This is a genomic window from Nonomuraea sp. NPDC003707 (assembly GCF_053587055.1).
Map to the genome: position 1 here is coordinate 1 of NZ_JBSFNK010000012.1, position 20,927 is coordinate 20,927.

Genomic DNA, 20,927 nt, shown 5'->3' on the forward strand with positions numbered 1-20,927 from the left:
CAACGGCTCCGGAACGCAACCTAGGCTCCAGACATCTCGATGGCCATCGAAGCATGGATGCACGGCCGGTCAAGATTCACTTTGTTAGGACCTCTAAGACCGCCCAGCTTGGCCAGGTGGCGACGGACGGAGTTGGTGAAGCGCTTCCAGAGCAGCGGGGCCAGGGCGTTGAAGAGGACAGAGCCTGAGTAGTCGTAGCAGTCGGGGCAGAGCGGTTCCCCGAGGCGGGGATCCTCGGCGCTATGACGCTCGGTGCAGGACATGACGTGGCCGTGCAGACAGGTTTCCGCATCGCGCCGAGCGTGGCAGGGCAGGACCTTTCCGTCCCGCTCGCGACGGAGGTGCACCGCACCGAAGGAGGGAGCGGTCAGGGTGACGAGTTGGCAAGGGTGGGCGGTGACGGTTTCTGGGACGCCCTTGCCTCCGATCAGGCCAGCGCGGATGAGCTGGTAGGTGTCCGCGCGGTAGGTCTCGGCGCAGGATGGGCAGCGGGATGCGCGGCGGGTCTTGCAGGGGACGCGCAGGATGCCATCGGGCTCATGAACGGTGCTGTAGCGGTGCAGGAGTTGGCCTGTGGAGCGGTCGTAGTGCTCGACCTTGCCTCGTAGGTGGATCGGCTGGCGGCAGCCGCCGGTGCGCTTGATCTGGCCGGCCCAGCGGTCGTACTGAGGGTGGTTGAGTCGGGTGATCATGCCCGTGATGGCGTGCGAAGTGGCCAGGTGTGCAGGCAAGATGGAATCCTCCTTTCACTCGTTGGGGTGGAGGGATGGCTCCCGACCTGGCGTGTGTCTTGGCGGATGTGCGGCCAGGCCGGGAGCGCTGACGGTCAGTCGAAGCCGAGTCCGTCACAGTCGGGGCAGGTGTCGGCGTTGGAGTCGACTCCGGTGCCCCCGCAGGTCCAGCACCGGTAGTGCTGCGGTAGCTGGTCGTCCATGGGGCTCACCTCCTTTCTTTGGGCGCGGTGGTGATGAAGATCCGCCAGTGGTGCGGTCGGGCTCGGTCTGGGTATGCGCGGGAGACGTTGGAGACGGTGAAGGTCTGGCGTAGCCGGAACAGGGCGTCCACGAGTTCGGGGCGAGTGCCGTCGAGGCGGATGCGCATGGTGTCTGCCTTCTGATCAGGTGGTGTCTTCCGGGTCGGTGTCGGGCAGGACGCAGCCGTAGTAGCTGTTGTCGGCGGCATGCCGGGCACGGGCCTCAGCCGGGATGGCCACGGCGCGGTATTCGATGGGTCCGAAGAAGCGTGAGGTCGCGTAGCGGCCGTACGGGGTGTCGTCCTCGTCGATTGGTGCGTCGAGGCAGGCAGCGATCTTGTCTATCGCGGTGCGTAGCTCGTCATCGGTGTCGAGTTGCGGAAAGTGGTGGACGGCGCCCCATGTGGGGACAGGGATGTCCGTGTTGGTCTCCAGGAAGCCAGCCAGTTCGTAGAGGCCGGTAATAAAGGCGTCACGGTGGTTGAACGGCATAGTGCGGATTCCCTTCTGGTCAAGCTGCCCGCATGGTGCGGAGCAGGTCGGACGCGAGTTGGTTGGAGACGCCGAGCCGGGCACGGAGAGCGTCGGAGGTGATGGGCTTGCCATGGGCGGCCTGGTGTTCGGCTGCGACGCGGTGGGCGTAGTCGACGAGCACCTGGGATGGACCGGCGCTGCCGTCCTGAGTGGCTGGCTCTGTCGCCATGGAACGTTCCATTTCGACGGCTTCCACTTCGGTCGGAATTGGGACGGGCGGAGTTACAGAAGCTCGGCGTTCGAGCATCGAGACCGCGATCAGGAACGCGCCTGCAGGTGTCGCCGCCGTAATCCAGCCCCAGACGCTTGGATCCGCTTGTTGCAGGTTGGCGGCCAGGGACAGGACGACGCCGCCTGCCAAGACGAGGACAGGCCAAGAGACAGGACCTCGTCGAGCGCGGCCCGTCTTCTTGTCGCGCTGGCGTTCGCGAGCGGCCATGACGCAGGTCAGGTCGACGCAGATGGCGATGGCCCAGGACATCCAGCCGGTTTGGCCGTGTTCGACGGCGGTGTCCCGGATGTGGGTGAACGATCCAGCGCCCGCAATGGCGGCCAACACCAGGACTGGCCCGGTGTCGAGCAACCACAAGCCATGGCGTCGCATCGTCGATCCCTCCTTCCGGGTCAGGCGTCGAGCAGTTCGGACGGGTCGTAGCCAGGCAGGTGAGCGGTGATCTCGTCCCAGGGCGGAGCGAGGTGGGCGTAGGTACGGGCGGCATTTTCGGCGGTCGCCTCACGGACGTAGAAGGAGCGGGCGCGATACCACTGACCGTCCTGGCCGGCGACGATCGCGACACCGGGCGTTTCCGCGGCGATGGTTCGAGCCGACGCAAGAGCGGCAGGGTCGAGATCGCCGAGGGTCATGGTGGCGGTCTCGGGATCATTGACCCGATGGCAGATGCGTCCCGAGCACTGGGCGCGTAGTGCTGTGACACCGGGACCGAGGTCGGAGCCGATGCGTTGGCCGCAGCAGAACAGGTAGATCCCGAAGGCTCGTCCGAGCTGCGCCACTCTCAGCAGCGCGGTCGAGGTCTTGGCGATCTCGTCCTTCTCTGACTTGTCGGCCATGAGGTACAGCTCAGCCAACTCGTCGACCAGGACCACGACGGGCATCGAACGAATTCCTGGGGGAAGCTGCCAGATGTTGCGGGCACTGGCCTGACGGCACAACCCCATGCGGTCGACCATCAGCGCGACCAGGTCATCCAGCAACGTGACCGACTCGGTTCGCGAGGTGGCCAGGGCCGACAGCCGCGGGCTGTACGGCGTGAACTCGACCCCGCCCTTGAGATCGAAGCCGACCAGCGCCACCGGCTGTGGCGCCAGGCCGACGATGAGGGCATTGGCCAGGTTCGACTTGCCCGACTGTGTCGCGCCAGCGTTCAGCCAGTGCGGCACCGCACGGAAGTCGATCGTCCAAGGCCGCCCGGTCTCGAGCCGCCCAACGGTCACCTTCAACAGCTCCGGACTGGCCGGAATCTCGTCGATCTTGACCAGCGGATCGCGGCGGGTTGCCATCAGGACGACGCGACCGGGCCGCGGGGATGAGACGCGCACGGCGTGCACTCCCCACGAATGCGCGAGCCGTTCTGCAGCCTCGGCATAGTCGCCGGGCACCTGTCCCTCCAGCGTCCACAGCGTGACGCGCCAGCCGTACCGAGTAGGCCGCGGCAGCCACATGAAGGGCTTGGTGTCGACCGCCACGCGCTGGAAACGCCGGCGAACCCTGACCAGACCGGTGGAGGTCACCGCGCCAGGCGCGACGGTGAACCACCAGCGTTGCCGCTTCTTGGTGAGCCCGCACCCCAGCGCCACCCGCCTCCAGGACCCCCGGGCGCTGAGCGCCGTCAGCGGAGAGCCGACCACGAGCCAGAAGGAGGCGGGATGGCCGCGGCGCCAGGCCCACAGTCCCACCCCGATCAGGGAAAGGACTGTGAGCACCAGGCGCAGGCTGTCAGACACGTTCGCCTCCACCCGGTACGGCGGAGACATCGACGATGTCGGTGGCCTTGTAGCTGATCCCCCAGCGCTGCTGGCCGCCCTGGGAGATCTCCCAGACGTAGCCGACCATGCCCTTGGGGACGACGTTCTGTCCCTGAGCGATGGTCGGTTCGCCCGCGATGTTGACCCGGACCAGCTCGATCCGGCCGAACTCGTCCTCGGCCATGAGGATCACCTCGTAGATGGTCTGGCCGTTCTTGTCGATCTTGATCTCGCCCGTGTCCTGGTTGGCCAGTCGCGGACGAGGCGCCTTGGCGCAGGTGAAGCGGAGTCGGTGGACGTCTACAGGAATCGGGATCGTACGCATGAGCTGTGTCCTCCTTATTCGTCGTAGCCAACATAGTTAACCTAGTTGGCTCAGTTGTCAATGTTGGCGTGGCCAACTTGGTGTGGTGAGATGGTCCGGATGGTCAAGCACACCGGGCGGGCCGGCTATCTCCAGATCGCCGACGATCTGCGCGCGCAGATCCGCGGCGGCTCCCTCGCGCCCGGAACTCCCCTGCCGTCCACGGCCCGGCTCGCCGAGCAGTACGACGCGTCGCTGTCGGTGGTGAAGATGGCCGTCGGCATCCTGCGCAACGAGGGCCTGGTCATCGGGCAGCAGGGAAAGGGCGTGTTCGTCAGCGATCCCGAGGACACCGCAGCGGCCGAGGACCTGGTGAGCGAGGTGGCGGAGCTGCGCTCCGCCGTACAAGAGATGTCGGTGCGACTGGCACGGGTCGAGGAGCAGTTGGCTACGTCCAAGAAACCCCGTTCCGGACGTAGCACCCCGTAACCTTCCTGGCGAGTGCCGCCGACGCCCCAGCGGGACGTTGGCGGAGGCTCAGCGCCTTGTCCTCACGGCGGATGCCGATCAGAACGACGGCGTAACCCACGAGCAGCGTCGCCCCCAGGACCAGGGCGATGATCAGCGCGATCACGTCCACGTCACCCCCGCCATAGCCTCGCGGCGGGACCTGCGCGGAGGGCGGCGGGTTTCGCCGCGACGCCTGCCATCCCGACGCTTGGCGGCCTGCCTCTTGATCCAGCGGTCACGGGCCCGGCACTTCTGACAGCGGTCCTGGCCCTGCGGGAGGAGTGCGCGGCACTCGCACGTGGGGTCGGGGTAGATCTCGTCGGTCATGTGATCACCTGTCCTTTCGGTCGGGGTCGGCGTTGCCTTGCGATACCGAGAATGCGACGGAGAGTGAGGACGAGATCACTACACGACGGGACATGTTCAAGACGTCCGGCCTACGATGTGCAGGTCCCCGGACGTCCCTCCTGGCAGGTGAGATGGCTAACGAGAGGTTGCGCGCGACTCTTCTTCAGCGCGGCGTGAGCATCACCCAGCTCGCCGAGGCGATCGCCGTCGATCCGAAAACAGTCGAACGGTGGGTGACGAAGGGGCGTCCGCCGTACCGAAAGCACCGTTATGCGGTGGCTTCGTACCTCGATATAGAGGAGACGTACCTGTGGCCCGAGGCCCTGACCCGTGACCAGGTCGCCTCAGCCTCGGAGAGCGAGATCGTCACCGTCTACCCGCACCGCTGGGCCGTACCGAGGGACGTGTGGGGACGGCTGTTCTCCGGCGCGTCCGAAGAGATCGGCGTGCTGGTCTACAGCGGCTTGTTCCTCGCCGATGACGCAGGCATGGTGCGCATGTTCGGCGAGAAGGCCGACGCCGGGGTGCGGGTCCGGATCCTCCTGGGAGATCCGGAATGCGCCGAGGTTGCGCAGCGTGGCGCGGACGAGGGCATTGGGGACGGCATGTCCTTCAAGATTCGCAACGTCCTCGTGCTCTACAGGTCGCTGATCGGGCGGGAGAACGTGGAGTTCCGCCTCCATGCGACCGTGCTCTACAACTCGATCTACCGTGCCGACGACCAGTTCCTCGTCAACACCCATGTGTATGGCGTGCCCGCCGGTAACGCTCCGGTCTTCCACCTGCGAAGGGTGATCGGCGGAGACATGGTCACCACCTACTCCGACAGTTTCGAACGCGTCTGGGATGGCGCCCGACCGATAGGGTCCTGAACCGTGGCCAAGCGGATCGACTACTACGACGACCCCGACGCTCCAGCGCCCAACAGCCTGGTGCCGTCCGTGAACGTCGTCGTCACCAACGCCGGGGGCGACGTGCTGATGATCCGCCGTACCGACAACAACAACTGGGCGGTTCCTGGAGGGGCCATCGACCTGGGCGAGTCGATCCCCCAAGCCGCCATTCGGGAGACGCTCGAAGAGACCGGCATCGTGTGCGAGATCACCGGCCTGGTCGGCACCTACAGCGACCCGCGGCACGTGATCCTCTACACCTCCAACGGCGAGGCTCGTCAGGAGTTCTCCATCGTGCTGCGGGGCCAGGCCGTCAGCGGGGAGCCAACCCTCAGCGACGAATCTCGCGAGGTCATCTGGGTGCCGCGCGAGCAGCTCACATCCCTGCACATGGACCGCTCGATGCGGATGCGGATCGACCACTACCTCGCCGGCGCCACACGGCCCCACATCGGCTGACTTCTCCAACCCATCGGGGGCAAGCGTCCGGTCGAGAGCCCTTGGCAGACACGCCCGCTTGAGGTGGCCGAGCAGCGTGTGCAGCGATAAATCGCCTCATAAGCTGTCGGCGTGGGATTATCTGATCTTCGTCGCGAAATGATCCTCGCCGCCATCGTTGAGTACGACGCTATGGGCCGGGACGCCTTCCTGAGCACCTACGGGTATCGGCCTGCGCGCGACTACTTCCTGGTGCATGAGGGCCGACGGTACGACTCCAAGGCCATCGCCGGAGTAGCCCACCGAGGAGTCACCGGCCGGCCGCTCCTCGCACAGGACTTCTCCGGCGGCAGGGAGACTGTGGCACGCCAGCTCATCCGTCTTGGATTCGAGGTCACCGCTCCCGGGCTGACGATCGGCGAGCACACGATCGAGAACCTGCTCCTGAAGATCAACTCCCTTCGCACGGATCAATCCAGACTCACCGGCCAGCCTCGCCGACATCAGCCGTTGACGCTGCTGTGGGCGCTCGGACGGGCCGCACAGGGCGAACCACGCCTGGAGAATTGGCAGCAGACCAGCGCCGAACTCTCCTCGCTCATAAGCACGTTCGGCCATGTCGACGACCGACCGAACCCCGAGTTCCCCATCCTCCGGTTGTTCCACGACGGTCTCTGGGAGCTCGACGAGGCCGACGTTCCGCCCGCCAGCACCAGCACCGCCCAGCGATGGATGCGCGACCACGCCCCCACAAGCGGTCTGCGACCGCGGGCCCACACCATCGTCACCCAGAACGCCGACGTGCGTGCACAGATCGTGATGCGGCTCCTGGAGAAGTACTTCCAGGGCGACGATCACGAAGCGCTTCTTACCGCAGTCGGCCTGGCGAGCGTTCCTGACGCCAATGTGCCCTTGATTGAAGACTCGCCGGCACCGCAGCGCCGTCAGTCCACCATCATGCGCGTGATCCGCGACTCAGCCCTCGCGCAGCAGATCAAGGACCTCCATGGACACCACTGCCAGATCTGCGGCCAGCGGCTCCGACTTCCCAACGGCTCCTACGCCGAAGGCGCCCACATCCGCCCAGTCGGCACACCACACAACGGCCCCGACGAGCCGGGAAACCTCCTCTGCCTGTGCCCCAACGATCACGTTCTGTTCGACCGGGGAGGTTTCACCCTCACGGACGATCTCCAGGTCTTCGACGAGGTCGCCGGCCAGATCAGAGGCAGTCTCCGCCTGGCCCCGCAACACACGATCAACATCGCGAACGTCGCCTACCACCGGCAGGTGGTTCGCCAGAGCTAACCGCTCTGAGCCAACCGCCCCTCGATCTCCCGTACCGCCGCGAGTATGCAAGGCGTAGACGCGGTGATCGATCGAGACACGAGATGCTCCGGCCCGTAGCGGGAATGAATCTCGGCGAGCCGTTCGGTCACGTCGAAATGCACTCCATCCGGGCCGGTGGTCATGTCGCAGTAGGTCAGCGCCTGCACGAGCAGAGGCCGTTCTTCGTCGAACTCCACCGTGAGCTGTGTGAACAGCGACCGTTCGAGCGCCTCGTTCACAGCACAGGAGTGATGGGCGACAAGGCGGCAGATGGTGTCGTCAGCCTGGTGGACGTCGCGTAGGTAACGCGCACCGTCGAGGGGATGGAACCCGGTGTCGACAAGATTCGGGGCGTACCCGATGTCGTGCAGGTAGGCGGCGGCGGTCAGGGTGTCGGCCTCGTCACCGAGGACAGGTGCCAGCGACATGGCCCGTGCGGCAACGCCTCGCGTGTGCGCCCAACGCCGCGGAAGCGTCGTCTCCAGCAGGTCTTTGGCGAGGTCATAAGCCCATTCAGCTTGTCCCACACTGCCCACGATAAGCATGAGGTGCCAGGATCGATCCAGTGCACGCGCCAGGACGTCCCAGGACGTCTCATCTCCGCACGTAACGCCCTCTCCCGTGCTCAGCCACAATGAGGCCCTCCTTTTCGAGCAGGGCGAGTGCCTGCCGAACCGTGCTGCGCGAGACTTCGTGACGCCGCCGCAACTGCGACTCGCTGGGCAGAGCACTACCAGGCGCCAGATCGCCACGCTCGATCTCCCCACGCAGCTCGCGGGCGATCGTCTGATACAGATACAGATCCTCAGCCGGCGCTTCGCCACCCAGCACCAGCCGCCCCTTAGCCGGGATCGTAAGGATCAACCCCTCGGCCTCCAGCACGGCCATCGCTCGACGCACGGTGTTGCGCGCGACCCCGAACTCTCTACACAGCGCCGCCTCGGACGGCATTAGCGAACCCACCGGATACAAACTCATCTCGATCCTCTCTCGTAGCCGGTCGACGATCTGAGTGAAGACCCGCCAACCAGTCAGCCAGGTGGTCACGGTTGATGCAGGCCTCAGAATCGGTACGCGTCAGCGATCGTGTGGAGACTGAAGGCCTGTTCCCCCTGGTCCCCCTCCCGCCAGCCCGCCTCGGCCGCTTGCTGGACTCGGTCGACCGCCCCGAGAAGCTGCAGACAGGAGATCCGCTCGTTCGGCTCGTCACCCCAGTAGAACCAGCGGAACTGTAGATGGACATAGATCCGCCGCGGCCGGCCTTCGACGTCGAGCACCTCCACTGCAGGGCGACCGCTGTCCTCGATGAGGAACGACGCGGGTGTATCGCGCTCTACCAGCTCGTTGCGCAGCGCCGCGAGCAAGGTCTCCTGGCATGCGCGCTGCCGCTCCTCGGTCTCACGTGTCATCGTTCCGTCCCTTCTCCGTCACGGTGCGTGTACATCGAGGTTCGCGCGCAGCACGGAACCTTTACACCGCAACTCGGGGACGTCTAGGGACGTCTCGTGTTAACTTCCGAGGCATAACGCCTGGTCCAGCAGGAGGGACGGCACATGAACGACAACCTGCGCCACGCCATGACCACCGCCCGCCTCCAGCCCGTGGACGTCGCCGCGCGCCTCTCAGTGGACCCCAAGACCGTCAGCCGCTGGCTCAAGGGCCGCACTCCCCACCCACGCCACCGCTGGGCCGTCGCCGACCTCCTTCAAGTGGACGAAGCCGACCTATGGCCTGACCTCACTCAGGGGCACCGTGCACTGACCGAAGAAGTGCAGACCATCTATCCGCACCGCTGGGCCGTCCCACGGGCCGCCTGGAGTGTCCTCTTCCAGTCAGCGAAGCGGGAGATCGGCATCCTTACGTACAGCGGCCTGTTCCTGGCCGAAGACAACGGCATCATTCGCCTCCTCGCCCAACAAGCTCGCGCCGGCGTAACCGTACGCATCCTCCTGGGCGACCCTGACGCAGCTCAGATCGCAACCCGCGGCGTCGAGGAAGGCATTGGTCCCGACCTCATGGGAGCGCGCATGAGGACAGCCCTCCCCCTGTACGGAGCTCTCAGCCACGAGAACGGGGTCGAGATCCGGCTGCACCAGACTGTGCTCTATAACTCGATCTACCGAGCGGACGAACATCTACTCGTGAATGCGCACGTCTACGGCACTCCAGCAGCTGATGCGCCCGTTGTACACCTGCAAGCCACCGAGCCATCGGGAGCAGCAGCTACATACATGGCGAGCTTTGAAGACGTATGGGCAACGGCAAGGGGAGTCACGATCTCAGGCTGAATCAGCACAGGCGACCCGTGATGATCACCAGCACCTCGACCAAGATCAGAAAGCCAAATATCAACACGTCATCAAGGGCGGCCCGCCTCCAGCGGCCCGCCGCGCGTTGGGCGGTCGCTGGCCGCGCTGCGGCTCTTCGGCCGGTCGCGGCCAGCGCCGGCCACGCGCTGTGACCGCCAAGCGGACGGCTGTAGACGAGGGTCGATCATCGAGAGCGGCCTATGTAACGACTTGCGCCAGGGACGTGGTGAACGGTGAACGGGCGCCAGGCCTCCTCGGAGATGGGGCTTGGGTGGTTTAGGCGGAAGCGTGTCCATCTCCTCGCCAGCACCACAAGGAATGCCAAACCACGAAAGCGGCCTGAGCGGATCAGTCTGCAGGCGAACCGTTCCTGTCAGCGTTGTGGATCGAGGCTGTGCATCCAGGAGGTGAAGTTACGCAGGCGATCGCGCTGTGCGGGGGTAAGTGGGTTGGGGCGAAAGTGCATGATCTCGTTACGGACTACACGGACCTGGTCGAGTCGTTCGGTGAAGAGGGTGCAGTCAATGTGCCATTGGAGCTGCGGCCAGATGCCGGGCATGCGAAGGAAGCGAACGTACTGTCCGAAGGTCATGCTGTTTACCGAGGTGATCTTCCCTCCGACACACTGAAGGTCCTCGACGGAGAAGACCTTCCCGATACACCGGCGCAGCCGCTTCTCGATCTCGCCGACGAGGAAGAACGGCTCCGCGAGCAGGCGAAACTGCTCAGTCAGGTCAGCTGTGGTGACGATCCCGCAGATCTCATCGCTTTGGTCGCGGACGAGCGCGAAGCCAGCGTCATAGATCATAGGGATCTTCCTGAGCAGGTCGTCGTTGAGCTTGACGATGTTTGGATCCCGATCAATCACGGTGCTCAGCTCGGCGGTTGGAGAGCCCACGCGGATATGACCGATCCGCTCCCAGCTGACGGCGCCGACAAGACGCCCGTCGTTGGTAATCACAGGGAGTTGCGAGTACCCGTGATCCATCATCACAGCATGTGCCTGCGCCAGCGTGGCGTCCGGGGGGATAGACATCACCTCACGGTTAGCTGAGGGGATGTCGCTGATGAGGAGGGCAGCTTGCGGAAAGAGTAGCCCCACCGAATCTTCGATCTGCTCCTCATCTGCAGCTAGTGCCTTGGACGATATGCATACTGAGGTGGTCATACTGACATCGTCGAATGCGGGTTCGCATTTCAGACCCGCTTTGGCGAGGTCTGCGGCGACACGTGGGACCGTGGTGAAGTTCCGGATCTTGAAATCCCACTTGGCCAGGAGGTCACGGACCGTCAGGTGGATCGGCTCCGAGGCTGCATCGTCTAGGAAATGCTTGAGTTTGTCACTCACGCCGCCCCCTGATCCTGGTAGTCGGAGGTGCTCTCGGGTGCTGCCTCGGCCGGGATAGTGAGACGCCCCATAGCGTCTTCGATCAGCGCGACCAACTCCCTGTGGCGGGTTGCGTAGAAGCGTTTGAAGTCCCCAGCTCGCAGGTCAGCGGGATCGATCAGGTGGGTGCCGACAGCATCGTCGAGCCAGTTTCCGGGCAAGCCGGTCTCGGTCTCCAACGCTCTCATGTAGACACTCGGTGCGCGTGCCCCGATCAACCGAGCAGTGTGGCTGGTCAGCGGGGTCTTATTCACAATGCTGTTTTTGCGATCCGCCGGGATGCCGTTCTTCTCGCACCACGCCTTAGGGAAGATCCGTACGACGTCGACCTGCTGTTCCTCGAAGATGGTCGCGTCGATGATGTCCTTGCTGTGGGTCCAGTCGTAGCACCCCTGCCGAAGTACAAGGGCGTACACCCCCTTGTAGGCCGCGCTGTTGCGGCTGAGAAGGGTGTCTAGTCGGGCGGCGCGGAAGGTGGCGGCGGTGACCGATTGCGGTTCCTTGCCGCCGCGTACCCATCCGGCGACCTGCTCAAGGTCCCGCGGGAATCGGCTCTCCAGGGCTCCGCTGTACTGCTCGCCAAGAACTCCACACCAGTACCAGCGTGTGATCTTGTCCAGGATCTCGGGTTGATCGGTTGCTGAACCGAGGAGGGTCCTGATGGCTGCGAGCGGGACCAGTTGGGTGCGGTAGGGCAGATCGCGGTAGGCGAAGACACCCTGGGTGTTGAGGAACCGCGCGGTCCAGTGGAGCGCCTCGATGACCTGCGGGGCCCAGGTGAGATAGTCCGCAAGACGCAGCTCGAGGATGTCCTTGCGTTTACAACTTGCTGCAGGGGCGACGAATGGGTCCGCGCTACCTCGTTTCCGATGATGGGTGGCCAAGAGGCAGATTGCCTGCAGGAAGTCGCTGCTGGCGAGCCGCTCGCCTGGGTCAGGTCCGTTGAAAACTGGATGCCCCGACAACTCCTCAAGCGTCTCCTCCCAGTGCTCGACCAGCTGGAAGTCGTGATCGTGATTGCCCGAGTATGTCAGGTCGCCTGCGTACGTCGCGGTGAGCAGCTCGAACACATTAAGGGGGACGCCGCCGGTGTTGACCTTCTCGAAGACCATGCAGACCGCGTCTTTCGGGGTCGTCTTCATGAGCTTGATCATCGGAACTTGGTACTGCTTGACGATCTCCAAGACCGTCTCCATGAAGGTTGTCCATCGCTCCCAGCGCGCATCGTCAGTTGCGTACCGCCGCATCCATTTCTGGGTCCCTGGGATATCAAAGGCGAGACGGAGAGGGTAGTAGCCTTCAGTGCACTCTTGGTCGCGGGTGCTGAGATCGAGAGCGATGCCGCGCCCGAAGTCGTCGCGGACGATCCGGTCGACCGGGACGGAGATCACCGCCTCCTCGCGGTCACCATCTGGCGAAATAGCTGCCTCGATGTTGATGTAGTACCAGCGGCGCAACTTCTTCTTCCGCGCATCCATGGTTTCTACGGGCTGGCCGGACTTGAGCGCCTGGTAAAGGGATGTCATCCGCTGCTGCCCGTCCATCAGCAACTCGTCGGGTTCCCGATCCGAGTCCAGCGTCACCCCAGCGAGCGGCCGTGGCTTGAACCGGGCGCCGGTCCCCCCGGTCTCCAGGGTCATCATGACGCCCAGCGGGTAGTCCATGGTCACTGTGGCCAGCAGAGACCTGATCCGCTCGTCGTCCCACTTCCATGGCCGCTGAAAATCTGGGAGCTGGACCTTTCCCTCAGCGACCATGGTCAGCAACTCTCCGAGGGGGTAGCTCGGGTTCTGGAAGGGCATGACGCTCCTCAGGCGTAGCCGCCGGTATTGATCAAAAACTCTAGCCGCGAGCGATGGTGCTGTCTCTACGATTCCCCCGCGTTCATAGGCATTGCACGACTCTCAGCTTGCAGTAGTGTCACAATGCGTCTATTGCCTGATGCATATCGTCACGTCTGTCCCGATTGTCTGTACGGCACTGTGTACTGCCGTACCGGCTGCGGTGGAAGCTGGCAAGATGCCATTGGGATAAGGGCTGATCAAGGAGAAGCAGAGCTGTATGAACACAGGGCCGGGACGATGGGTGGGGCACAGGTCCGACTTCCAATGGGAAGAGGACGCGCTCAAGCACATTCGCGACCTCATGCCCGACAGGGATCCCTACCGCGCCTGGAGCACGTTCACCTTCACAGGCCAGCTTGGCCATGTCCGCGAAGTCGACCTATTCATCGCCACTCCGAGCGGCCTCTTCCTTGTCGAGGTCAAGAGCCACCCCGGCCAGGCCGTCAACGAAGGTTCCAAATGGATCTTCCGTGACGAGCGGATCCGGACGATCGACAACCCGCTCCATTTCACCGACCAGAAGGCTAAGGAGCTCAAGGGCCGCCTGGAGCAAGCTGCACGCGACCTCAAACTAAAGATGACGATCCCTTGGATCGAGCCCGCCGTCTTTCTATCGGCACCCAACCTTGAGTGTCGGTTCGACGACATTCAAAAGGCCAAGGTCTACGGCCGCCAAGAGCTGACCGAACAGACAGATCTGCCCGGCATCTGGGACGGCCTTCACCGCGGCAGGGGTGGGGTAACGCCGCAGATCTCTAGGGACCTGCATCGCCTGCTAGCTCACATCGGTGTCGCTGGCCTACGTAAGCGCTACAAGATCGGCCCGTACCAGCTTGACCGGCGCTCCTTCGACACTGGCCCAACTTGGACCGACTTCCTTGCCACCAACAGGGCGATGCCCGATGACGAGCCACGCCGCGTCCGGGTGTATCTCTCCGAACTGGGCGCCACTGAGGAGGCACGAAACTCCACTCGCCGCGCGGCTCATCGCGAGTACCTCGCCTTGCGGGGGATCAACCACGACGGCATCGTCACAGCAGACCTGTTCAGTGACGAGCATGACGCTGGCCCATCGATCGTCTTCAAGCACGGCAAGGACTGGCAGCGGCTCGATCACCTCATGGCAGCCCAAGGGGAGACCCTTGAGTTGGAGACTCGCGTCGAGATGATCCGCCAGCTTGCGGAGGCCATCGATCACGCCCACCGCCGGCACCTCTACCACCGTGCTCTGGCCGCGCGGTGCGTCTGGGTGACGATGGACGGCCGGTTCCCGCGGTTGATGATTGCAGACTGGCAGGCAGCCTCCCGCCCGCAGAGCACCACGCTGCTCGGCAGCGACGGCACCTCACTCGCCCAGCATGTGGAGCTTTCTGCGGCGCCCTATCTCGCGCCCGAGTTCGGTACGGCTGATGCCGACAGCGTCCTTCTCGACATCTTCGGACTTGGCGCGCTCAGTCACCTGATCCTAACTGGCCAGCCGCCTGCCCAGGATCGGGCAGGGCTCGCCACCCGGCTCACGAGCGAACTCGCCCTCGTGCCCAGCGCAGTAAGCGATGCCATCACGCCTAGCATGGACGATCTGGTCCGCAGCGCAACACATACTCAGGCCGTAGACCGATTCGAGACGGTTCGGCAGTTCCTTGAGCGCCTGGATGTCGTCGAGGCCGAAGTGACCGAACCAGGCGAACCCGTCGCAGACCCGTTGGAGGCCGTACGAGGCAGTGCGATCGGCCGTTGGACCGTGCAGAAGGTCCTCGGCAAGGGCTCCACCGCCCGCGCCTTCCTGACCACGACCGGCGAGGTCTTGAAGGTCGCGCTCAGCGACTCCAGCGCCGCCCGTCTCATCCGCGAGGCCAATCAGCTCCGCCAGCTCCGCGATTCGCACATCGTCCGGCTTATCGACGGTCCCCTGGAGATCGCCAACCGGACCCTCATCGTTCTAGATCGTGCCGGAGAACGCACCCTCGCCGAGCATCTGCGCCACGAGGGACGTCTTGGCCTGGACGAGCTGGAAGGCCTCGGTGACCACCTTCTTGACGCCCTGGTCTATCTCGAAGGAGAAGGAGTCTGGCACCGCGACATCAAGCCGGAGAATATCGGGGTCAAAGAGCTGACTAAGAAGGCACGCCGCCTGGTGCTGTTCGACTTCTCGCTTGCAGATGCCTCAGGGAGCGCCACCCGAGCTGGCACTCCCCCCTACCTCGACCCGTTTCTCGGCGAGGACCGCAGGCCATACTTCGACAAGCACGCCGAGTGGTACGCGGCTGCGGTCACTCTGCACAATATGGCCGCGGGAGAGCTCCCGAGCTGGGGCGACGGCGCGACCGAGCCCGGCATGCTGCAGGAAGAGACTCCTCAACTTGCCGAGGCGGCTTTCAACCCGGTCCTCCGGGACCGATTGGTCCCCTTCTTTGAGAAGGCTCTCCACCGGGATGTAGCCAAGCGCTACACCGACCTGCGGGCTCTGCGACGTGGCTGGTCGGACGTCTTCCGCGACCTCGACAAGACCACGCCGCTGACCACGCCCGATACCATCCAGGCGACGAACGACGATCCCACCGAGATCCGCGAGGCTGCGGCGCTGGTCGCCCGGCTTGACACCCCCGTACAGGCGGCTGGGCTGACCGAGCGTGCCCAGTCCGTCGCGCTGCACCAGCTCGAAGTCGGCACTGTAGGAGAGCTGATCCGAATCCCCGCCTCGCAGATCATGCGTCTGCGTGGCGTCGGCCTCGGCCCCAAGAACGAGTTGGTAAGGCGGGCCCGCCAATGGCGGCGTAGCCTCGGCTTGCTCCAACCCGCCCCAGGTGCGACACCCGTCGTTGAGCACGACCTAGCTCATCTGACAGTCGAAGAGGCCGCCGAGCAGCTTGTCCCCAAACTCACCGCGCGGAGCGAGGGGCGGGTCAATGTCGTCCGGCTCGCCCTCCTGCTGCCCATCGATGGCACACTTCCGGCACTCGCGCCCTGGTCCACCGCGCATAAGATCGCTGAATTCGCTGGGCTCGACCGAGCATACGTCTCGAACGTCCTGGCTGAGACCCGTGAGCGCTGGGCGAAGACCGTCCGGGTGACCACTGCTCTGCGCAAGGACGTGGCTGAGATCCTCCGGGAGAGCGGGCGGGTCATGGAGGTCGGGCAAGTCGCCGTCGCGCTGCTGGCCCGTCGCGGCTCCAATCTCGAAGACGAAGCTGTACGGCTTGCGCATGCGGCAGCTTGTGTCCGCGCGGCGATCGAAACCGAGGAAAAGCTCGACAACCCAAAGCTCAAGAAACGCCGCCGCGAGACTGACGGAGACCTCCCCGACCGTATGTTGGTCGCGGTCTCCTCCGGACAGGATAGGGACGCGCCCAGCGAAGCCGAGCTGCTCGAATATGCCGTAAGGCTCGGCGAGCGTGCGGAGCTTCTCGTGACTCGTAATCCCCTTCCCGGAACAGTGAGCGTTCTGGCGGGGTTGCGCGGCATCAAGAAGCCTCAAGGCATGGTGTCGCTCTCTGACACCGGATTAGTCGCGCTCGCGGGTGCTGCCTCCAGGACAGCCGCCGTTTCGCCACGTCTGGAGCTTTACCCGAGGAATCTCGACCCCGAGCGTGCACTGCATCTCGCTCAGGTCGTGGGCTATTTGGGCGCTCCAGGTCTTACTCCCGAACAGCTCGTCGAGCGGGTCCTGGCCCGGTTCCCCGAGCTTGCCACGCCCCCCGAGCCAGCTGAGCTGCGCCCTCTGCTGGCAAAGATGGGCTACACCGTCCAGATCGCCGATGGCCGATATGTGCTGCCCGACGGCACACGAACCGGAACCCTCGTGCGCAGCCGCGGAGTCGGCACGCTTCCTTCCGCTGGGGATGGTGGGCCCTCCCGGGATGAAACCTGGCAGCGCCTCGATGCCGCCGCCGGTAATGGTGGCTTCCTTGTGCTGAAGGCTGGGGTCAGCGAGGCGGTAGCTGTACGGAATGCTCTACACGTACACCCGGAGGTGACTCCAGTGAACGTGACGGCAGAGTTCATGCGCGAACTACATGCGATCCGAGATGGGCAGGGTTGGCCCGATTGGGGCGTGGTAGTGGACGCCGACATGGAGAACGCTGCTCCCGACGCTCGCGCCGGCTTCGGCATCATGGTCACCGAGGCACTACACCGTTTGGAACAGCGGGTCAACTCCGTTGACGGCGTCGTGCTGCTCACCGACGCAACTCCCCTTGCCCGCTACACCGGCGGCCCGGAGCTCCTTGCTCGGCTGGCCTTCAGGGCACGGCAGTCCGCTGAGAATCCCCACGGGCTGTGGCTACTTTGCCCCATGAGCGACCCTAAGAGACCGCCTACCCTTGATGGCCACGGCATCGGTGTGTTGCCCGGCGACGCTGAGCACATCGCCATCCCGTCAGGCTTTACCCGCGCAGACCACCTCAGGAGAGTCTCGTGATCGACCGCCTCGCCCTCGTCAGAGACCTGAAGGTTCAGGTTCGCGAACTCGAAGCGGATCTTCGCGCGCGGGCTATGGGCGAGTTCGATGAAACCCTCCGCACAGAATGGCGATCGGCCCGCGAAGCTGAGCGTACGGAGGCGCCGTACGAGTCAGGGCTGAAGAACTCCTGGCTTGACGATCGCGTCACCCAGGCCGCAGTCGCCTGGGTGCTCGGCACGGTGTTTGTCCGTTTCTGTGAGGACAACGGGCTGCTCGAACATCCCTACCTCGCAGGACGCGCTTCGGTGGAATATGGCTCCCGCCTGGCCGTGGCGAAGGAGCTCCAGGAGAGCTACTGGCACACCGCCGACGACCCGACCGACCGCGGCTGGATTGAGCGCGCATGCGACGCACTCGCGGTGACCAAGGTGACCGCCGGGCTCTTTGACCAAGCGCACAACCCCATGTGGACGATCACGCCGTCACACGAGGCGGCGAAGCGGTTGCTGGCATTCTGGCGTGAAACCGATGAGACAGGTGAAATCCGGCATGACTTCACCGATCCCGTCTGGAACGCCCGCTTCCTCGGTGACCTTTATGAGGACCTCTCCCAGCATGCGCAGGACACGTATGCTCTAAGGCAGACTCCCGAGTTCGTCGAAGAATTCATCCTCGACTACACACTGACACCTGCGCTGGAAGAGTTCGCCGACGACTTCCTCGACGGCGAGTTCCGGCTGATCGACCCGACCTGCGGCTCCGGCCACTTCCTACTCGGCGCGTTCCAACGACTGCTACGCGAGTGGGAGCGCCTTGCTCCTGGGGTCGGCCGCTGGGAGCTCATCGCCCGGACACTTAACTCAATCCACGGCGTTGACAAGAACCCCTTCGCTGCCGCTATCGCCCGCTTCCGACTTCTCCTCGTTGCTATGCAGGCCGGAGACATCCACCGACTCGCCGACCTTCGCGCCGACTTCGTCATCAACGTGGCCGTCGGCGACTCACTTCTCCACGGTGAGGGCGGTCCCGCGGTAGCTGATGAGATTCCCGGAGTGTCCCCCCACTCGGAGATCTTTACGTATCGGACCGAGGATGTGCTCGACTATGTGAAATCCTGCAACATTCTCAAAGTCGGTAGCTACCATGTCGTCGTAGGAAATCCGCCCTACATCACGGTCAAGGACCGACAGGAGAATAAAAGCTATCGGTTGGCGTACCGTGAAGTGTGTTCCGGAAAGTACGCATTGTCGGTACCGTTTGCGGCCCGATTCTTTCAACTCGCACGTCGAGCGGGCGGCAGCAATCGAAACGCTGGCCACGTGGGTCAAATTACCGCAAATTCTTTCATGAAGCGCGAGTTCGGAAGAAAGCTTATTGAAGATTACCTCTCTGGCGCGGACGAAAGGAGGTCACCGCAGCTCACACATGTGATCGATACCTCAGCAGCATATATTCCAGGACACGGCACGCCAACAGTTATCCTCATCGGCCGCAATCGGATCCAACTGTCGACAGATACAGTCCGAGTAGTAATGAGCATTCAAGGCGAGGCGAGCCAGCCCGAGAACGCTGAGGACGGCAGAGTTTGGCAAGCCATCAAAACACAGGTCGATCACCCTAATTCTGAGAGTCAATGGATATCCGTCGCCGACCTTCCACGAGCCCGCCTCCTCACGCACCCTTGGAGTCTTAGCGGTGGCGGAGCTGCGAATCTCCTCAAGACGATAACCCTGCCTACAAAGCTTAGATCAATCATCGATGGCGGGATCGGCCCTTATGCAATTACGGGCGACGACGAGGTTTACGTAGCAGACGGCCACCGTCCCGCCACTTGGAACAGAAATGGCGCCAATTCTCGCCCATTTGTCACCGGGGATGCCGTTCGTGATTGGACCCATGCGAAGAGAAGCGTGATCTGGCCATACGACACGTCAAACAGGCCAGATATCACACTTCAAAGGGGTCCGCTCTTTTGGCCGTATCGATCAAGGCTTCGCGCGGGATTGATATTTGGAGAAACTCGCGAGGAGCGCGAGATGGAATGGCACGAGTATGCGATGCTTAACCAGCGCCGAATCCATGCAACGCGCCTGATCACATTCGCGTGCGTCTCCACTCACGGCCACTTCTGTATGGCGTCGGGTTCGACAGTCCTCAATCGCCACGCGCCGGTGATCAAGCTGCGGGAGCAAGCAAGCAAGGACGAGCACCTAGCCCTGCTGGGTGTGCTCAACAGCTCGACAGCATGCTTCTGGCTCAAGCAAGTTAGCCACGACAAAGGAAGTCAGTCCGGCACTGGCGGATTCATGCATGACGAATGGGAACGGTTCTACGAATTCACCGGTACGAAGCTTCAAGAATTCCCTTTGCCAAGTCGACTTCCGTTGAAGATTGGGCAAGAACTGGATTCCCTCTCGCAACAGCTCTCTGCAACAGAACCCAATGCCGTGTGTGCGGCTGCCGTGCCGAGTCGAGAACGGCTGAACGCGGCACAAGCCGAGCGCGAGAGGATCAAAAGGCGGATGATCGGGTTGCAAGAGGAGCTGGACTGGGAGGTATACCGAATCTATGCGCTACTTGACGACGTTGAGGCAGCCGAACTGATCGCGGCAGTGGAGGCCATACCGGAGTTACAACTCGGGGAGCGAGCTTTTGAGATCGTTCTCGCACGGAAGGTGGCTAAGGGCGAAGCAAAGACTGTGTGGTTCTCTCGGCACGGGTCTACACCCATTACGGAGATACCCGTGCACTGGCCGGAGGCGTACCGGAAGGTTGTCAAGAAGCGGATCGAGGCGATCGAGAGGCGACGGGATCTGGGGCTAATTGAGCGGCCGGAGTGCAAGCGGCGTTGGGCCAGCGAATCGTGGGAGAAGAAGGAGAGGGAAGCTCTCCGAAGCTGGTTGCTGGACCGATGTGAGGAGCGGTCGCTTTGGTTCACACCAGACGGAGCGGGTGGAGAGCAGGCCAAGCCGATGACAGTATTCCGGCTGGCTGACCGGCTCTCCAAGGCATCCGATGGCTCTGATGTTGTGGCGGTGGCTCGCCTTTATGGTGGTGATGATGCGAAGCTGGTCGATGTGATCGCGGAGATCGTCGAGGCCGAGCATGTTCCGTTCCTCGCTCCCCTTCGTTACAAGGAGTCTGGGCTCGTTAAGCGGGCGCGGTGGGAGCAGACCTGGGAGCAACAGCGAGAAGAGGATCGGACCGGACAGAGGCTCAACATCGACGTGCCGGACAAGTACAGCTCGGGAGACTTCGCCAAGGCGTCGTATTGGCGGAATCGTGGCAAGTTGGACATACCGAAGGAGCGGTTCATCTCCTACCCCACGGCCTCTCCGGGCACTGACAGATCGCTACTGCTCGGCTGGGCCGGGTGGAACCACTTGGAGCAAGCTCAGGCGCTCTTTACGCTGATCGAGGAGCGACGATTCGGCGAAGGCTGGCATCGTGACCGGCTTGCACCGCTGGTAGCTGGCCTGGCCGAGGCGATGCCTTGGGTGTGGCAGTGGCATGGCGACCGCGACGCGGAGGGTCGGATCCCGGCGGAGGGATACGCCGCATATCTAGAGGAGCAGCAACGTGAGTTGCAGCTGACACACGACGATCTGGCTGCATGGCGGCCAAAGAAGGCCACCCGCGGACGTTCGGCTGGCAAATAGGCGGACCCGCGGCTGTG

General features: G+C 63.7%; 18 protein-coding genes. 7 read left to right on the forward strand and 11 right to left on the reverse strand.

Annotated elements, in window-relative coordinates; translation table 11 throughout:
• Nucleotides 1-20: 20 nt before the first annotated feature.
• The 6 genes from ACWDRB_RS29545 to ACWDRB_RS29570 all read right to left on the reverse strand — a co-directional run bounded on the left by ACWDRB_RS29545 (nucleotide 21) and on the right by ACWDRB_RS29570 (nucleotide 3,815).
• A complete protein-coding gene (locus ACWDRB_RS29545) occupies nucleotides 21-731 on the reverse strand; it encodes a replication initiator (protein WP_449898986.1) in 711 nt (236 codons plus the stop codon).
• A gap of 208 nt (nucleotides 732-939) precedes the next feature.
• Entirely contained in the window at nucleotides 940-1,101 is a 162-nt protein-coding gene (locus ACWDRB_RS29550) for a DUF3970 family protein (protein WP_449898988.1), read from the reverse strand.
• Between the two features lie 16 nt (nucleotides 1,102-1,117).
• Complete coding sequence (locus ACWDRB_RS29555) at nucleotides 1,118-1,465, reverse strand: hypothetical protein (protein ID WP_449898990.1); 348 nt, start codon at nucleotides 1,463-1,465, stop codon at nucleotides 1,118-1,120.
• Between the two features lie 19 nt (nucleotides 1,466-1,484).
• Nucleotides 1,485-2,111, reverse strand: a complete 627-nt coding sequence (locus ACWDRB_RS29560) for a DUF2637 domain-containing protein (protein WP_449898993.1) — start codon at nucleotides 2,109-2,111, stop codon at nucleotides 1,485-1,487.
• Nucleotides 2,112-2,131: 20 nt separating this feature from the next.
• On the reverse strand, nucleotides 2,132-3,469 hold the full coding sequence (locus ACWDRB_RS29565) for an FtsK/SpoIIIE domain-containing protein (RefSeq protein ID WP_449898995.1): 1,338 nt from the start codon (nucleotides 3,467-3,469) through the stop codon (nucleotides 2,132-2,134).
• On the reverse strand, nucleotides 3,462-3,815 hold the full coding sequence (locus tag ACWDRB_RS29570) for an SCO3933 family regulatory protein (protein WP_449898997.1): 354 nt from the start codon (nucleotides 3,813-3,815) through the stop codon (nucleotides 3,462-3,464). Before ACWDRB_RS29570 ends, ACWDRB_RS29565 begins: the two co-directional genes overlap by 8 nt.
• Before the next feature lie 99 nt (nucleotides 3,816-3,914).
• Here ACWDRB_RS29570 and ACWDRB_RS29575 point away from each other — a divergent pair, with 99 nt between their 5' ends.
• From ACWDRB_RS29575 to ACWDRB_RS29590, 4 genes are all read left to right on the forward strand, one after another.
• Entirely contained in the window at nucleotides 3,915-4,283 is a 369-nt protein-coding gene (locus ACWDRB_RS29575) for a GntR family transcriptional regulator (protein WP_449899000.1), read from the forward strand.
• Nucleotides 4,284-4,783: 500 nt separating this feature from the next.
• Nucleotides 4,784-5,524: a helix-turn-helix domain-containing protein gene (locus ACWDRB_RS29580; RefSeq protein WP_449899529.1), complete on the forward strand. Its 741-nt coding sequence runs from the start codon at nucleotides 4,784-4,786 to the stop codon at nucleotides 5,522-5,524.
• A gap of 3 nt (nucleotides 5,525-5,527) precedes the next feature.
• Nucleotides 5,528-6,004: an NUDIX hydrolase gene (locus tag ACWDRB_RS29585; protein ID WP_449899002.1), complete on the forward strand. Its 477-nt coding sequence runs from the start codon at nucleotides 5,528-5,530 to the stop codon at nucleotides 6,002-6,004.
• Nucleotides 6,005-6,142: 138 nt separating this feature from the next.
• A complete protein-coding gene (locus ACWDRB_RS29590; RefSeq protein ID WP_449899004.1) occupies nucleotides 6,143-7,291 on the forward strand; it encodes an HNH endonuclease in 1,149 nt (382 codons plus the stop codon).
• Here ACWDRB_RS29590 and ACWDRB_RS29595 read toward each other — a convergent pair.
• The 3 genes from ACWDRB_RS29595 to ACWDRB_RS29605 are packed head-to-tail and all read right to left on the reverse strand — an operon-like array spanning nucleotide 7,288 to nucleotide 8,721.
• Nucleotides 7,288-7,857 carry an HD domain-containing protein gene (locus ACWDRB_RS29595; protein ID WP_449899007.1) on the reverse strand — a complete coding sequence of 190 codons (570 nt, stop codon included), beginning with the start codon at nucleotides 7,855-7,857 and terminating at the stop codon, nucleotides 7,288-7,290. The two genes, ACWDRB_RS29590 and ACWDRB_RS29595, sit on opposite strands and share 4 nt — an antisense overlap.
• A 49-nt stretch (nucleotides 7,858-7,906) precedes the next feature.
• Nucleotides 7,907-8,359 carry a GntR family transcriptional regulator gene (locus tag ACWDRB_RS29600; RefSeq protein WP_366310072.1) on the reverse strand — a complete coding sequence of 151 codons (453 nt, stop codon included), beginning with the start codon at nucleotides 8,357-8,359 and terminating at the stop codon, nucleotides 7,907-7,909.
• A 14-nt stretch (nucleotides 8,360-8,373) separates the two neighbouring features.
• On the reverse strand, nucleotides 8,374-8,721 hold the full coding sequence (locus tag ACWDRB_RS29605) for a hypothetical protein (protein WP_366310074.1): 348 nt from the start codon (nucleotides 8,719-8,721) through the stop codon (nucleotides 8,374-8,376).
• 144 nt (nucleotides 8,722-8,865) lie between these two features.
• Here ACWDRB_RS29605 and ACWDRB_RS29610 point away from each other — a divergent pair, with 144 nt between their 5' ends.
• Nucleotides 8,866-9,600 (forward strand): XRE family transcriptional regulator, encoded by a 735-nt coding sequence (locus tag ACWDRB_RS29610; RefSeq protein WP_366310076.1) that lies wholly within the window; start codon nucleotides 8,866-8,868, stop codon nucleotides 9,598-9,600.
• Between the two features lie 394 nt (nucleotides 9,601-9,994).
• Here the strand turns inward: ACWDRB_RS29610 and ACWDRB_RS29615 are convergent, their stop codons facing one another.
• Entirely contained in the window at nucleotides 9,995-10,969 is a 975-nt protein-coding gene (locus tag ACWDRB_RS29615) for a CBS domain-containing protein (RefSeq protein WP_449899011.1), read from the reverse strand.
• Nucleotides 10,966-12,810: a GmrSD restriction endonuclease domain-containing protein gene (locus ACWDRB_RS29620; RefSeq protein WP_449899013.1), complete on the reverse strand. Its 1,845-nt coding sequence runs from the start codon at nucleotides 12,808-12,810 to the stop codon at nucleotides 10,966-10,968. Before ACWDRB_RS29620 ends, ACWDRB_RS29615 begins: the two co-directional genes overlap by 4 nt.
• A gap of 259 nt (nucleotides 12,811-13,069) precedes the next feature.
• Between ACWDRB_RS29620 and pglW the strand changes: the two genes are divergently transcribed.
• Both pglW and pglX read left to right on the forward strand, forming a co-directional pair.
• A complete protein-coding gene (pglW, locus tag ACWDRB_RS29625) occupies nucleotides 13,070-17,269 on the forward strand; it encodes a BREX system serine/threonine kinase PglW (RefSeq protein ID WP_449899015.1) in 4,200 nt (1,399 codons plus the stop codon).
• Nucleotides 17,266-20,910: a BREX-2 system adenine-specific DNA-methyltransferase PglX gene (gene pglX, locus ACWDRB_RS29630; protein WP_449899018.1), complete on the forward strand. Its 3,645-nt coding sequence runs from the start codon at nucleotides 17,266-17,268 to the stop codon at nucleotides 20,908-20,910. Before pglW ends, pglX begins: the two co-directional genes overlap by 4 nt.
• Nucleotides 20,911-20,927: the final 17 nt, after the last annotated feature.